Source organism: Metabacillus mesotrionivorans, from assembly GCF_052171315.1.
In the GTDB taxonomy this organism is placed as follows: domain Bacteria; phylum Bacillota; class Bacilli; order Bacillales; family Bacillaceae; genus Bacillus_P.
In genome coordinates, this window is the sequence record NZ_JBQMFF010000003.1 from 278,007 (window position 1) to 291,328 (window position 13,322).

Annotated in this window: 10 protein-coding genes and 1 other annotated feature (1 of these 11 only partly in view); of the genes, 5 read left to right on the top strand and 5 right to left on the bottom strand. The window is 41.8% G+C overall.

Going from position 1 to position 13,322, the window contains the following annotated elements; translation table 11 throughout:
- The first annotated feature begins 1 nt into the window (after position 1).
- Complete coding sequence (locus tag ACTSEZ_RS11345; RefSeq protein WP_369734317.1) at positions 2–736, top strand: AAA family ATPase; 735 nt, start codon at positions 2–4, stop codon at positions 734–736.
- A gap of 141 nt (positions 737–877) precedes the next feature.
- On the opposite strand, the gene ACTSEZ_RS11350 is transcribed toward ACTSEZ_RS11345, so the two are convergent.
- Entirely contained in the window at positions 878–1,252 is a 375-nt protein-coding gene (locus tag ACTSEZ_RS11350) for a YciI family protein (protein WP_369734318.1), read from the bottom strand.
- Positions 1,253–1,770: 518 nt separating this feature from the next.
- On the opposite strand from ACTSEZ_RS11350, the gene ACTSEZ_RS11355 reads away from it, so the two are divergent.
- Positions 1,771–6,300 carry an Ig-like domain-containing protein gene (locus tag ACTSEZ_RS11355; RefSeq protein ID WP_369734319.1) on the top strand — a complete coding sequence of 1,510 codons (4,530 nt, stop codon included), beginning with the start codon at positions 1,771–1,773 and terminating at the stop codon, positions 6,298–6,300.
- 54 nt (positions 6,301–6,354) lie between these two features.
- On the opposite strand, the gene ACTSEZ_RS11360 is transcribed toward ACTSEZ_RS11355, so the two are convergent.
- A complete protein-coding gene (locus ACTSEZ_RS11360) occupies positions 6,355–6,633 on the bottom strand; it encodes a DUF4279 domain-containing protein (RefSeq protein ID WP_369734320.1) in 279 nt (92 codons plus the stop codon).
- A 251-nt stretch (positions 6,634–6,884) separates the two neighbouring features.
- Between ACTSEZ_RS11360 and ACTSEZ_RS11365 the strand changes: the two genes are divergently transcribed.
- On the top strand, positions 6,885–7,628 hold the full coding sequence (locus tag ACTSEZ_RS11365) for a PIG-L deacetylase family protein (RefSeq protein ID WP_369734321.1): 744 nt from the start codon (positions 6,885–6,887) through the stop codon (positions 7,626–7,628).
- 430 nt (positions 7,629–8,058) lie between these two features.
- On the opposite strand, the gene ACTSEZ_RS11370 is transcribed toward ACTSEZ_RS11365, so the two are convergent.
- On the bottom strand, positions 8,059–9,570 hold the full coding sequence (locus ACTSEZ_RS11370) for a PH domain-containing protein (RefSeq protein WP_369734322.1): 1,512 nt from the start codon (positions 9,568–9,570) through the stop codon (positions 8,059–8,061).
- A complete protein-coding gene (locus ACTSEZ_RS11375) occupies positions 9,567–10,061 on the bottom strand; it encodes a PH domain-containing protein (protein ID WP_369734323.1) in 495 nt (164 codons plus the stop codon). Before ACTSEZ_RS11375 ends, ACTSEZ_RS11370 begins: the two co-directional genes overlap by 4 nt.
- 396 nt (positions 10,062–10,457) lie before the next feature.
- Here ACTSEZ_RS11375 and ACTSEZ_RS11380 point away from each other — a divergent pair, with 396 nt between their 5' ends.
- Together ACTSEZ_RS11380 and ACTSEZ_RS11385 are read left to right on the top strand one after the other, a co-directional pair.
- Positions 10,458–11,153, top strand: coding sequence for an ABC transporter permease (locus tag ACTSEZ_RS11380; RefSeq protein WP_369734324.1), 696 nt, complete (start codon positions 10,458–10,460; stop codon positions 11,151–11,153).
- Positions 11,153–12,076 (top strand): ABC transporter ATP-binding protein, encoded by a 924-nt coding sequence (locus ACTSEZ_RS11385; protein ID WP_369734325.1) that lies wholly within the window; start codon positions 11,153–11,155, stop codon positions 12,074–12,076. Before ACTSEZ_RS11380 ends, ACTSEZ_RS11385 begins: the two co-directional genes overlap by 1 nt.
- A 74-nt stretch (positions 12,077–12,150) precedes the next feature.
- Here the strand turns inward: ACTSEZ_RS11385 and ACTSEZ_RS11390 are convergent, their stop codons facing one another.
- Positions 12,151–13,119, bottom strand: coding sequence for a cell wall-binding repeat-containing protein (locus tag ACTSEZ_RS11390; RefSeq protein WP_369734326.1), 969 nt, complete (start codon positions 13,117–13,119; stop codon positions 12,151–12,153).
- 163 nt (positions 13,120–13,282) lie between these two features.
- Positions 13,283–13,322: a binding site (T-box leader), on the top strand (it continues 218 nt past the right edge of the window).

Here is a 13,322-nt window from a genome sequence, read left to right on the forward strand (position 1 = left end):
CATGTTCTTAAAATCAATCAAACTGCTGAAAGAGAATATCCCCTCTTTTGAAAAATATCCTTTTTCTATCCCGGCCATATCCCATATGGATGAGCTGAGACTGACCAGCCCTGTTACTTTTTTTGTCGGTGAGAACGGCTCGGGCAAATCAACCCTGCTGGAGGCCGTTGCCTATCAGTGCGGCTTCAACACTGCAGGCGGAAGCCACCATCTCTACAAGCCGAGGAGCTCGCAATCTGACCTTGGCGATTATATCCGGCTCGGATGGATGCCTAAAGTAAAGAATGCTTTCTTTCTCAGAGCAGAATCTTTTTTCCAGTTTGCCTCCCATCTTGAAGAGCTCAGTGAAGATCCTTATTCAGGAGATGTCTTCGGTGCATACGGAGGAAAATCGCTTCACGAACAGTCTCACGGTGAGTCGTTCTTGTCCCTGTTCCTGAACCGCTTCGGCAGCAAAGCCATTTATCTGCTTGATGAGCCGGAAGCAGCGCTGTCCCCGTCACGGCAGCTCACCCTCCTCCGTATTCTTCACGACCTGACGAAAAACGGAGACACTCAGTTCATTATTGCCACTCATTCCCCCATCCTGCTAGGCTTTCCGGGCGCTGACATTCTGAGCTTTGACGATGAACAAATGACAAAAAGGACGTACGAAGATACGGATCACTATCAAATTACGAAATACTTTCTGGAAAACCGGGAGCGGTTTTTGGAGGAGCTATTTAAGGAGGAATAAAAAAGGGAACTCCATCTGAAATTGGAATTCCCTTTCTCTTATTCCATTAAAGTTCCGTCTGTGGAATTAAGATAGAATCATTTTTTCTCTCTCCTGTCTCAAGCTCCATTCTGATCACCAGTTACACTTTTTCAAGGCAGCCTATTTTTCATTCTTAAAGAAATGAACAGGACGGACTTCAATCCGCCAGCCGAATTCTTCCCCTCTGCTGATTTGCGTTGTTGGATGAAGAGAGGCCAGTTTAATTGCCTCATCCATACTCTCTGCTTCAAAAACAAATACACTTCCGATCAGATCTTCCGTTTCTCTAAAAGGTCCATCTGTTACAAGAACCTGACCGTTTACGCGTCGCAGGCTCTTAACTTCAGATTCAAGGCCTGCATCAAGAAGTACCTTACCGCTTTCATAAAATTTCTCGATAACAGGCTGGCATTCACTCATTACCGCCTCAATTTCTTCTCTTGGCCGTGCATTCATTTTTTCCGGGCTAAAATAGCCCATACATAAAAATATCATGGTTTCCTCTCCTTCAGCGCTCAAATTTCCAACTAACACTACCGCTGTTTTGTTTACCACAAATGGCCTTGGACTGTAAGTGTAAGAAATCCGGCTAAATCTACCAAAACATCAAACTTTTAATAACCTTCTCTACCATTTCAATAATCAGCTGCCATTCTCCTTTAAAGAAAAAAGGAAGAGTTATAACCGTTACTGCTTAAGCATGCACAAATCTTTAGATTTTTCACATAATCATAGGCCATACTTCCCTCTTTCCTTATTTCCATAATACAAAAAACATCTGAATCTTCTCCGAATCACTTAAACTGCCTCATGGTTCAAGCCAAAAACAAAATATCTGCACTCTATACAAAATTTCCTCCCTAACAAATGACTCCATTTAAAGATAGAATGGTCAAATCAAATGAAAGCGCTAACAAACTGCGGGGTGAAGGTTATAGTTCCATAAGACTAGATGATATTCAACTATTCAGAACGTTTCACGCGAAGAAAAAATGAAATAAGGAGATGAATACATGACAAGAAAGCCTAAAGCAAAGAGGATCCTGATTCTTTTACTGGCCATTCAAATGCTCATATTCAATGCCGGATTACTAACAGGCAATGCAGAGGAACTAAGCAAAAATGAGGCCGAAACTGCCGCTGTGCAGACGATTACATCCATGATTCCGGTCGGCGATCCTTCTATAAAAGTAGGACTTGACGGCGGGGCGGGATTCCAATTTCCAACCTTTAATAATGGGGCGGCGTTCGATGACGTAAAAGATGATATTGCCCTTTTTGTGAAACAAAATAATGAGTGGGTTTCAATTGATAACAATCCGGACAGCGGATGGATCTATGACTCTAATTTCGGAAACTGGTGGGAAGGACCGGGCGGCTATTGGTTTAATCCGGTAGAAGAAACCACGCAGGTGAAAGTGGCGTCCAAAACGAATCCAGGCGTTTTTGTTGAGTATACATTAAACGTTACTCCGGCAGTGCCTCAGCCAATTACATCCATGTCCCCGGCAGGTGCTACTGCACTTGATGTATCTCCTTCAGGAGGGGTCGGGTTTGAATTTCCGAGGTTTAACAGCGGGGCTACCTTTAAAGATGTAAAGGATGATATCGCCCTCTTTGTCAAGCAGGATGGTGACTGGGTTTCGATTGATAACAATGCAGCCAGCGGATGGATCTACGATAAGAATTTCGGAAACTGGTGGGAAGGACCGGGGGGCTACTGGTTTAATCCTGTAGAAGAAACCACGCAGGTGAAAGTGGCATCTAAAACAAATCCTGATGTGTTTGTTGAATACACGCTGAAGGTTACGGTGCCGGTGAGAAATTCCTTCAAGATCACAAATTTTGACGGCAGATCCACTTTTGAAGCGGATCAGAACGGGGCAATCGGCCTTCCTCTTCCAAAAATAGACGGCGGCTCAGCGATCAAAAGTGAAGTCGATAAATTTGTCTATGAAGTGAAGGTTGATGGTGAGTGGGTCAATATCCTGGAATCCAATTTGACGAAATTCAGCTATTCCTCTAATGGATACAACAGGATGTCTTCTGCCAATCAGTGGGGATACTGGGTGGATTACATCTTTGGACTTTGGTTCCAGCCTATCCAGGAGGACATGGATTTCCGTATTGGCTATCCGCTTAATGGAGAAAAAGGCGGAGAAATCGGAGACAACTATGTTCAGTATAAGTTCATCGGGAATCCGGATGCTTATCGTCCGGATGAAACAAAATTAGATGATATCCAAATCGGCACGTCTGAGAACTCGGAAATTGCAGGCTGGAATCTAACTTGGGGCGATGAATTCAATGGCACGGAACTCGATGAAACCAAATGGAATTATTCCACAGGTTACTATCTGAACGATGACCCGGGCACATGGGGCTGGGGCAACAATGAACTTCAGCACTATACGGACAGTGAGGATAATGTTTTTGTAGAAGACGGGAAACTAAACATAAAGGCACTCGACGATCCGAAGACATTTCCGCAGGACCCGAACCGTGTAGCCCCCTATTCTTCAGGAAAAATCACGACACAGGATAAATTCACGTTTAAATACGGCAGAATTGATTTCAGCGCAAAACTTCCTGCCGTTACCGGAGCCTGGCCGGCACTTTGGATGCTGCCGAATGATGATGTATACGGAGGATGGGCCTCTTCTGGTGAAATAGATGTCATGGAAGCAAGAGGACGTGTTCCCGAATCGACAAGCGGAGCGATCCATTTTGGCGATGAATGGCCATTAAATAAGTATCTTTCCGGTGATCAAACCTTTGCTGATGGAGGAAGAATTGATACAGACTACCATGTTTACAGTTTAATATGGGAGGAAGATATCCTCAGCTGGTATGTGGACGGCAAGTTTTTTTACAGCGTGACAAAGGAACAATGGTATTCAGCAGCGGCTAGGGAAAATCCGCGTGCCCCTTTTGATCAGGACTTTTATATCATCATGAATCTTGCCTTAGGAGGCTGGTTTGATGGAGGAATAGAACCATCACCGGATGATTTCCCTCTTTCCATGCAAGTAGACTACGTTCGCGTGTATAAACAGGAAGTGAAAGAAGAAGAACCAGTTCCTGTTACAGGCGTAAAGATCAATAAAACGGAAGCTGTATTAACGGCTGCAGGGCAAAAAACAACTCTGTCAGCTGCCGTTGAACCGTCAAATGCAACGAATAAGAAAGTAACCTGGTCCTCAAGCGACGAATCTGTGGCTACAGTTAGCGCAAGCGGCGTTGTAACGGCTGTGAAAAATGGAACAGCGACCATTACGGCAACAACCGAAGATGGACAAAAAACAGCAGCATGCACGGTGACTGTCGCAATTGAACCGCAAGTACCGGCAGATCAGCTCTTCCCGTTAAAGAACGGTTCGTTCAGCCAAGAGCTTACTTCATGGTCAGCATGGAGCTGGAAAAGCAATGATGCTTTTATCAATGAGATAAGCGCAGAAGATGGGAAAGCTGAAATAACCATTCCAAAGTTTGATGCCAGCGGTGCGGGGGCTGAAAAATGGGCTGTACAATTCAAACAAACCGGACTTCAGCTTCTTAAAGACAAGGAGTATGTCGTCTCCTTTGATGCCAGTTCAACAATTCCGCGGGATATGGAATTGGTTTTTCAAAACGCGGCATTTAACAGAGTATTTGAGAAAACTCTATCTTTAACACAGGAAAGTAAAAGATTTACCTATTCATTCAAAGCAACAGCAGAAGAAATCGTCGAATTAAACTTCTTATTAGGGAAATATGCTGATTATGACCAGCATGGCATCACCATTGATCATGTCGTCCTTGAAATGAAAAATCCTGCTTCAAATAAGATTAAAAACCCTTCATTTAAAGATGGAAATGCTTCATGGGAAGTATGGTCGAATGTTGGAGCCACTTCCGGCAATGAAGGCGAAAAGAAGCAAATAACGATCCCATCATTGGGCAGTGATTTCTGGAGCGTTCAATTCAGCCAGCTTGGTCTTTCATTAGAAAAATCAAAGTCCTATCGATTGGTTTTTGATATGTCCTCTACCATTGGAAGAAAAATAGATGCGATTCTTGAAAGCACCAGCTATGACAAATATGTGTGGGAAACGATTGAAGTAAATGAAGAATCAAATACCTATGCAATCGAATTTACTCATGAAAAGAATACCGACCCTGCTGCAAAGCTTATTTTTGCATTAGGAAAAGTGGATGGACAAGACGCACTGGCAGAGCATACAGTAACGATTGATAACGTGCATCTTTATGAAATCCCAGAGCTGCCGGCTGATCCGGCCGATCCGCCAGCACCGGAAAAAGAAGGCTACGGTGTCGGAACCATCAAGGAAAATTCTGTAGAGTTTTATGTGAATGATGCTCCTTGGGCCATTATTCATTACATTAAAAATGGCACTACCCAGCAGAACATTATGATGAATAAAGCCGGTGACAACTACTCCGTTTACACATTGAATGATGTAAAAGAGGGAGATGTCATTAAATACTGGTTTACCTATGGCTTAGATGCCGGAGGACAAGCAGAATACAGCGAGCAGATTTATACGCATAAGCTTGCCGTCGCTGCGCCGACAGCGGATGAAGTATCCGATCAATCGACAGAAGTGACAGGAAAAGCGGAAGCCGGTTCGACGGTGACTGTGACGATCGGGACCGAGAAATATTCGGCAGCTGCAGATTCTGCAGGCGCCTTTAAAGTAACGATTCCTAAGCAAAAGGCAGGCACCGTGCTGAAGATTATCGCAGCAAATGCGGCTGGAAATGTGAGCGAAGAACTGAGTATTACAGTAAAAGATAAAACAGCTCCTGGCAAACCTACTGCGGGTGAAGTATCAGATCAATCGACAGAAGTGACGGGAAAAGCAGAGGCAAGCTCGACTGTTACCGTTATGAGTGGACAAGATAAATATACAGCAGCCGCGGATTCCGAAGGTTCTTACAAGATAACGATTCCTAAGCAAAAAGCAGGAACCGTGCTGAAAATTACAGCAGCAGATGCGGCTGGAAATGTGAGCGAAGAACTGAGCCTTACGGTAAAAGAAACAGTTGATTCCAGTATTCCAACAGCTAACGAAGTATCAGACCATTCTAAAGAAGTAACCGGAAAAGCAGAAGCCGGCTCGGTTGTAACTGTGACCATCGGGACAAAAAAGAAAAAGTATACGGCAACTGCGAATGCTGCAGGCGACTTCAAAGTGAAAATTCCTAAACAAAAAGCAGGAACAATCATTTACCTTACAGCAACTGATGCAGACGGCAATATTAGCGGCACCAGAACGTTCATTGTCACAGATAAAACGGCGCCTTCAGCTCCAAAAGCAGACAAAGTAGACAGCCATTCTACATCTGTCACAGGCAAATCAGAGGCTCATGCCACCATTACCATTAAAGTGGGCAAAAAGGTCATCGGAAGCGCCCAGGCAGACCATAAAGGGAAGTTTAATGCTTCAATTGCCAAACAAAAGAAAGATACCATCCTTAGCATCACCGCTTCTGATGCAGCAGGGAATGTCAGCAAAGCTGCGAGTGTGAAAGTGAAATAATAAGCAGGGAAGCAGAAGTGAGAATAAAAGATGAAGGTGAAAAAGCATGCAGGATTAAATCTGCATGCTTTTTGGTGAGATGTATTTTATGTAATAGAAAGGAGAGGACAATATAGATAGATTCGTATTTGTTACTTGTTTATTAACGTCTAGAGAATGAGTATCTGGAGTATTAATTGACCAAACTGTTTCTTTTCGAAATAAATTTTCTCTAATTTTTTCTCCTTTATTATACGATTCAGTTGGAAATATTCCTAAAGTATTTGTAACGTCCTCTAATGGAAAATAATCGCCAATAATATAAAATTCAATCCTGATAGATGTCTTCTTCATATTTAATTCTCCTTACATTTATTATATACATAAGTAGGTTCTCCCTTACCTTCCCCCCCTTTTTTCACTCTAGTAGATTACAAGAATTGCTCTAAACAAGGAATATAGAACCAGTAAAAAAGTTATGAAAATATTAAATTATATTCCCCTTAAAAATATTGCTTATGTTACTATCGTTGTGTTTAACTTATTAATGGAGTTTAAAAGTACTAGTTTCATTCAATTTGTTTGAACTAACAAAGGGGTAAACGATGAAAAAGAGATTTGCCATTTTATTGTTAACAGTTTTCATGTTTTATGCGTTCTCGAATCAGGCAGTTTATGCTTCAAAAATACGGTACACCGAAGGAATGCCGGTTGCCGTCTATTACATACCACACCAGGATGATGAACTTTTAACATTCGGAGTCGGAATATTAAATCACATTGAGAGCGGATACGATGTTCACTTGGTCCTGTATACGGATGGACAGGCATCTAATGTTTTTAAACAGATGCAGATTGAGCCAGAGCAATTTGGTAAGATCAGAGACAAGGAATTTAAGAGGTCGGCTAAATCATTGGGGGTTCACATGAACAATCTTCATTTTATTGACCTGCCCGATGGGAAAGTAACAACGGAGGATATGAGGGAGATCATTTTAACCTACGAGAAGAAGTTTCCGGGAGCATTGCACCGGGGCTTTTCCTATTATGATTTACATAACGATCATAGGGTAGCTGGAGAAGCATTAAATGACTTGTATAATGAAGGGGAAATCAGCAAGGATACAAGATTGTATATTAATTACGGCTATTACACTACTCAGGGTACAGAAGAGCAAATGAGTGATAGATTCCGGAAAAAGCTGCTTAATGCCAGTAAAGCCTACAAGGTGAATAATCCGCGTTTTGGTTTTCATGCAATCGGCTGGAGATCAGCCAAACCATTATTTTTAAACCTTGAGAAAAATCCGAAGAGCGTATATCATTCTCCGAATTACGTGGAGGAATAAGCAAAAAAGCGTGCAGGATTTTGAGCTGCATGCTTTTTTGTTTTCCTTCTGCTAAAAAGAGCCCTGATTCTTCAACAGGGCTCTCAATCATTATTATTGAAACAGTTTTGCAACCGTGCTGTCAGGCAGTCCTTTTTCTCCGCCAACAACTTGATATTCTTCAACTAAATCAGAATAGAACTGAACAGTCTCTTTTGTTGTTTTTTTTGGCTCGTTTGGATCTGTCAGAATTACACCGTTGAATATGCCAGCTGCAAATGCAGAAGCAGACTTGGCATTGGCAGCAATCGTTATTCAACAAACACCCAAATAGTAGATTCTGAGGTTGAAAAAGAAATTTTTGAATATAGACAAATGATGATACATATCACTTCTCTCTTTCCGGATAAATTTAAGGCACTTTATACGGCACACGGGTTTAAGCCGCAATTCATTCAACTTCTATTTCCCTTCTCCGCTCCATATACCACTGGTATAGCGAGGCAGCCAGCTCCAACGGCACATCACTGACACCGGCATGACGGACCGGCTTGGCCCGGTTGATGGTTCCGATTGATGCGAGGCCGGACATTTTCTGCAAGATGTTCCTGGTTACTTTTACTTCAATGATTTTATCTCGTTTGGAAACGAATAAACACGTAGTCAGACTGCCGGTTTTGAATTGGACGAAGCGATCGTTCAACGTGTAGCGTGTATTTAAAAAGTCGAGCACCCTTATTCCTTTGATCGTGATGAACAGGACAGCGGATAATATCCACCAAGCTTGTTCCATACCAAGAACGGCCGGTTTGAAATAAAAGAGGGCGGCCGTTGCTGTGATCCAGATCCAGCTCGGCTTAAACAAACGGACCCAAAGGGATTTGACTGGCAGGCGAGTCATCTTTGATGTTACCTCGTAAGTAGGCAAAATTTCAGATATCATTTCATATGCCCTTTTAACAGGCAAAAATGGATAGAGAGAATTTATCTCAAGGGTATCTTCGCCAAGACTCAGACTGCCTGCACTTATCAGTTTTACTTCTGCAAGTCCTAGCAAGCGTTTCATGATGGATTGATTGATTTCGATCGCCTGCACCTTATCTTTGGATATGGAAAAGGTCGTTTCTTCGATGATACCTTTCGTAATGTAGATGCGTTCATTGTCTGAAGAGATGTGATATTTCCCGTATTTTAAGAATGTCCGCACAATGCCGAAAACGGCTGAAGCAGCAACGAGTATGATGGTGATGACTATAACCAGCCATGCAGAGCTCATGACAGCAGAGAATAGACCTTCTGCTTCTTCTTTTACATGAAAAATCTCATCGATTTTGAAATAAAAAGAGCCGATTATAGGAACAAGCACCAAAAAGCTAAGTGATGTGAAGGATGCTTTTAAAATGGACAATTTGGAAGGTTTAAAATGAGTGGTTCGATTCAAACTCACTCTTTCCGTTTCTTTTTGAGAAGATAATTCGATATTGGCAACGTCAGGAGAGACCGTGGTCGGCCCGCTATAATCTGCCCTTGCTATATGGGCTTCGATTCGTTCTGAATCTAATTGAGAAATCACTTCAAATTTTACCCCAGCTTCCTCCCCTGTCATTCCCGTTTCAAAACTAGTCGACGTTACATGAAACATTCTGTGAAAGAAAGAGGTATGCCGATTCACATTTTGAATGCTCGAAAAGGGGATGGTTCGCTCTGATTTACTGAAAATCCCATTATAAAGGTGAAAAGATTGATCATCCAGTTTGTATTTGTGAGTAAACCACTTCAAGATGATGGATATAAAGATGATTCCAAAGACCGCGAAAAAAAGAAGCCTGCCATACTCTACAAAAGCAGATTCTGAATCAGCTTTAATTATGAACAAGTAAACAACAAAGAAAATGGAATTCTTGACCAGTTTCCATAAGCGGAAAAGAACAAGCAGTGGATGATATCTTGTCGTCTCTGTCATGATTCGATTTCCTTAATCTTTGCGTAACGGGCAATCTGATGTCCCAATGAAGCAGCTACCTCTTTGGAAAGAGCGGGAATTGTATGGGATGATCCCATCGTTTCAATAGAAATTGTGCAGAGTCCGTATCTTCTGAGTAACGGACCTTGTTTGGTTGCTACCGATTGGATTTTTGTCATTGGGACTAGCTGATGCTCTTCAAATAAGACGCCGGACTTTACTTGCAAAAACTCTTCATCTACATCGTAGCGCCAGTTTTTATACAGCAAAAATGGATTGATGCATGACCAGACAGAACCTATTACAGAAATCACGGTTAAGCCGATCAGAATCCAGCCAATCCATTCTTTCCATGAAAAGCGGTAATCCAGGTAAAACAATAGTCCAAGGATCATGAATCCAATAAGGTTCGTGATTGCTTCACTAATAAGCCAAACTTTAACCGCATCCTTGGATAATCTTTTTTCAGGTGCATTCATTTGAGTATACATAAATAGTCACTTCCTAAATGTCTAAACTTTTTTGTTTTCAGGAGAAAAAACCTCTGCTTCCACTCCATTTCCACCATCATTCTATCTCTTCATTCTTATCCTTTTCGAAACACATCCTTATTTTTTACTTAATTCCTATTTTCTTCTAGTAAATACGAGAAGGCAGGCGGCTAATTTCATCTTTGAAGACGCTATCACATGAAGGCTTTTGTTCAAGAACCACTCTGTTTTATGTCCCCATCTCTTTTGCTTGATGCTTTTTGAAATGAATCATCTGCAAAGCAGGATCCCAAAAATGCACTGCACCCGTGTTTTTTACAATTTAAGGTAAGTTTAAGCCGCTGTTTGTTTTAGGTTAATTTTTTGGTTGTATGATGAAAAAAAAGGAGGATTATCATGATTGCCATTTGCAGAAGAGAATTTCTTAGCTTATTTAAAAGTATGAAGTCTGTCATTTTCATCCTGATTATAACCGGGATGACATTTTTGATAGGTGATGTAATGTCCGGCATTCCCCCTCAGGAACTAGAAGAACTCGGTCTTAAAAATGGATACATATCAGGCCTGATGTTTTTAATGTATTTTTTTGGACCGCTGTTTGTAACAAGTCTCTCTCACGACATCATCAATAGGGAAACCCAGAGCAGAACAATGAGATTTCTGATAACAAAAGTAAAACGGGATGACATTGTGCTCGGCAAGTTCTTTGGAATAACAGCTTTCTGGACTGCCTGTCTGTTTGCAGCACTGGTGCTGATTTCGATCTTTACTCAATCATTTTATCTTCTTCCTTTTATTGAAAACATCGTTTTCTTATCCTATTTCATCGCACTAAGCCTGCTGATGAGCATCATAATCGGCCGCCCTGCCCTGACGATGTTTTCAGGAATCATATTGAGCATAGCTCTGCCGGTAATCGGAATATGGGGCCTTGTAAGTGACAGCAATATGATCATTAATATCCTGAGTGTTTTTACGCCCTACTATTTCTTCAGTTTTACAGACACTCCGGCTCTCAGTTATTTAACGCTTATTTTAACCTTGCTTATGGTGATGGGATCGGTCATTATCTTCAGAAAGAGGGATTTTTAATGAACGTGATTGAAACGAAGTCTCTGACAAAGAAATATGGCACAACTACAGTAGTTAACGAAATATCATTAACAATTGAAGCAGGAGAGATTTTTGGATTCCTGGGCACAAATGGCGCCGGTAAATCTACATTTATTAATATGATAACAGGCATCATCCTGCCTACTTCCGGTGAATACAAACTTCTCGGTTCAGGCATGGACGAGATGGAAAAAATGAAAGACAAAATTGGTGTCCTCCCTGATTATTCATCCTTTTATGATGACCTATCCCCTTTGCAGCACCTGGAGTTTTATTCGAGCATCCTTAAGACGAAAAAAAGCAAAGCTGATCTGCTCCATCTGCTGAATCGCGTCGGTTTAAGCGAGGCGGCTCACAGAAAAACCAAGAAATTTTCTTTCGGGATGAAAAAAAAGCTGGGAATTGCGCAGGCCCTCATTAATGATCCTGACCTTATCTTTCTGGACGAACCAACCTCAGGTGTAGATGCGGAATCCATCCTTGACATACACTCCCTGATTCTTGAACTCCATAAAGAAGGAAAAACCATTTTCATGACGTCCCATAATCTTGACGAGGTAGAAAAAATCTGCACAAAAATCGGCATTATGAGAGACGGCACTATCAGCAGTCTTGGTTCGATGGACCAGCTGAAAAAGCAGCATCAAAAAGCATACAGAGTATCAATCAAACTAAGGCAGGATATAGGCAGCAAAAAGACCGTGCTGAAGAAAGTCCTTTCAGGCATGGCTGATGACATTGTGTATATGAATGAATATGTCCATTTTACAGTTGCAGAAGAACATAAAATTTCAGCCGTCATCCGTGCCATCATTATCTCTGATCTTGATATCTTACGTGTTGAAGTAGAGGAGCCCACTCTTCAAGATATCTTTCTTCAAAAGGAACAGAGTGTTGTATAGGTAATGACATATGTTTTATTTTAAAGCGTACAGCTTAAAGAGCCCTGATTCATCATAAGGGCTCTCACTCATTCTTATTGAAACAGTTTAGCAACTGTGCTGTCAGGCAGTGCTTTTACTCCGCCGACAACTAGATATTTCTCAACTAGATCAGAATAAACCTGAACAGTTTCTTTTGTCGTTGTTTTAGGTTCTTTTGGGTCTGTCAGAATCACACCGTTGTAAAGGCCTGCTGCAAGTGCAGAAGCAGACAGGGCATCAGGGAAATCAGCGCCAGTAGCGATGAACGGATAGTCCATGTCATAGATTCCTTCCTCAAATGCATAATCTACAATCTGAGTGTTTGTTGTATAACGGTTGCTTCCGCCAAGTCTGGTCATATCCGGAAGGGATGCAGCCGCTTTAGCAGAAACGACTGAAGATCCGCCCGCAACAATGGAGGAGTCGGCACCGGCTGTTTTCACATATGTTTTAACGACGCCTGGAAGATCAGTACTGCGAGTTAGAAGGATTGGAGCTTGAATGATTCCCGCAACAGGAGCGATGGACAGGGCATCGGGATAATTTTGACCTGAAGCTACTACAAGAGTTCCAGATTCCATGCCTACCTCTTTTGCCACTTTTACAGATGTTTCGTATCTATCATTTCCGGCAATACGGATAACTGTTTTAATTCCGTTGTTCTTCAGCTGTGTAACAACGTCTTCAGAAATAACGCCGGTTCCGCCAATCAGATAAACCTTTGTTACACCAAGGTCCTTTAATTTTGCCAGCACTTTGGATGGTACAGCCTTTGTATCTGTAAGAAGAAGCGGTGCTTCGTGCTTCGCAGCAAGCGGAGTCGCACTCAATGCATCCGGATAATTTCTTCCAGTAGCAAGAACAGCCACATCTGATTCCAACCACTCATCAGCAAGCGCCACTGATGTGTCAAAGCGGTTTTCACCAGCATAACGGTAAGTAGGAGCTGTTTCAGCTGCACTTACTTGAGCAAATGGAAGGCTTAAAGCAAATAACGCAGACAGTACAATCGTTTTTTTCATTTAAAGATCCCCCTATATAGTCTATCAAACTTCTTAATTATACTTTTTTACCGGGTAGAATGTAATACAAAAAATTGCATTATCTTACATAAAAAGTCTTAAATTTTTCGACAAATTCCTGCTCTTTACAATCTCCCTTCTTTTGGATAAAATTGAGAACAAATGAAAAGCGATGAGAAGGAAAAGTACATGCAGGGACACCT

What these genes read in the sequence shown, in the direction of transcription:
- ACTSEZ_RS11345 (WP_369734317.1), top strand. Translation starts at nt 2, where the DNA reads ATGTTCTTAAAATCAATCAAACTGCTGAAAGAGAATATCCCCTCTTTT.
- ACTSEZ_RS11350 (WP_369734318.1), bottom strand. Translation starts at nt 1,252, where the DNA reads ATGATATTTTTATGTATGGGCTATTTTAGCCCGGAAAAAATGAATGCA.
- ACTSEZ_RS11355 (WP_369734319.1), top strand. Translation starts at nt 1,771, where the DNA reads ATGACAAGAAAGCCTAAAGCAAAGAGGATCCTGATTCTTTTACTGGCC.
- ACTSEZ_RS11360 (WP_369734320.1), bottom strand. Translation starts at nt 6,633, where the DNA reads ATGAAGAAGACATCTATCAGGATTGAATTTTATATTATTGGCGATTAT.
- ACTSEZ_RS11365 (WP_369734321.1), top strand. Translation starts at nt 6,885, where the DNA reads ATGAAAAAGAGATTTGCCATTTTATTGTTAACAGTTTTCATGTTTTAT.
- ACTSEZ_RS11370 (WP_369734322.1), bottom strand. Translation starts at nt 9,570, where the DNA reads ATGACAGAGACGACAAGATATCATCCACTGCTTGTTCTTTTCCGCTTA.
- ACTSEZ_RS11375 (WP_369734323.1), bottom strand. Translation starts at nt 10,061, where the DNA reads ATGTATACTCAAATGAATGCACCTGAAAAAAGATTATCCAAGGATGCG.
- ACTSEZ_RS11380 (WP_369734324.1), top strand. Translation starts at nt 10,458, where the DNA reads ATGATTGCCATTTGCAGAAGAGAATTTCTTAGCTTATTTAAAAGTATG.
- ACTSEZ_RS11385 (WP_369734325.1), top strand. Translation starts at nt 11,153, where the DNA reads ATGAACGTGATTGAAACGAAGTCTCTGACAAAGAAATATGGCACAACT.
- ACTSEZ_RS11390 (WP_369734326.1), bottom strand. Translation starts at nt 13,119, where the DNA reads ATGAAAAAAACGATTGTACTGTCTGCGTTATTTGCTTTAAGCCTTCCA.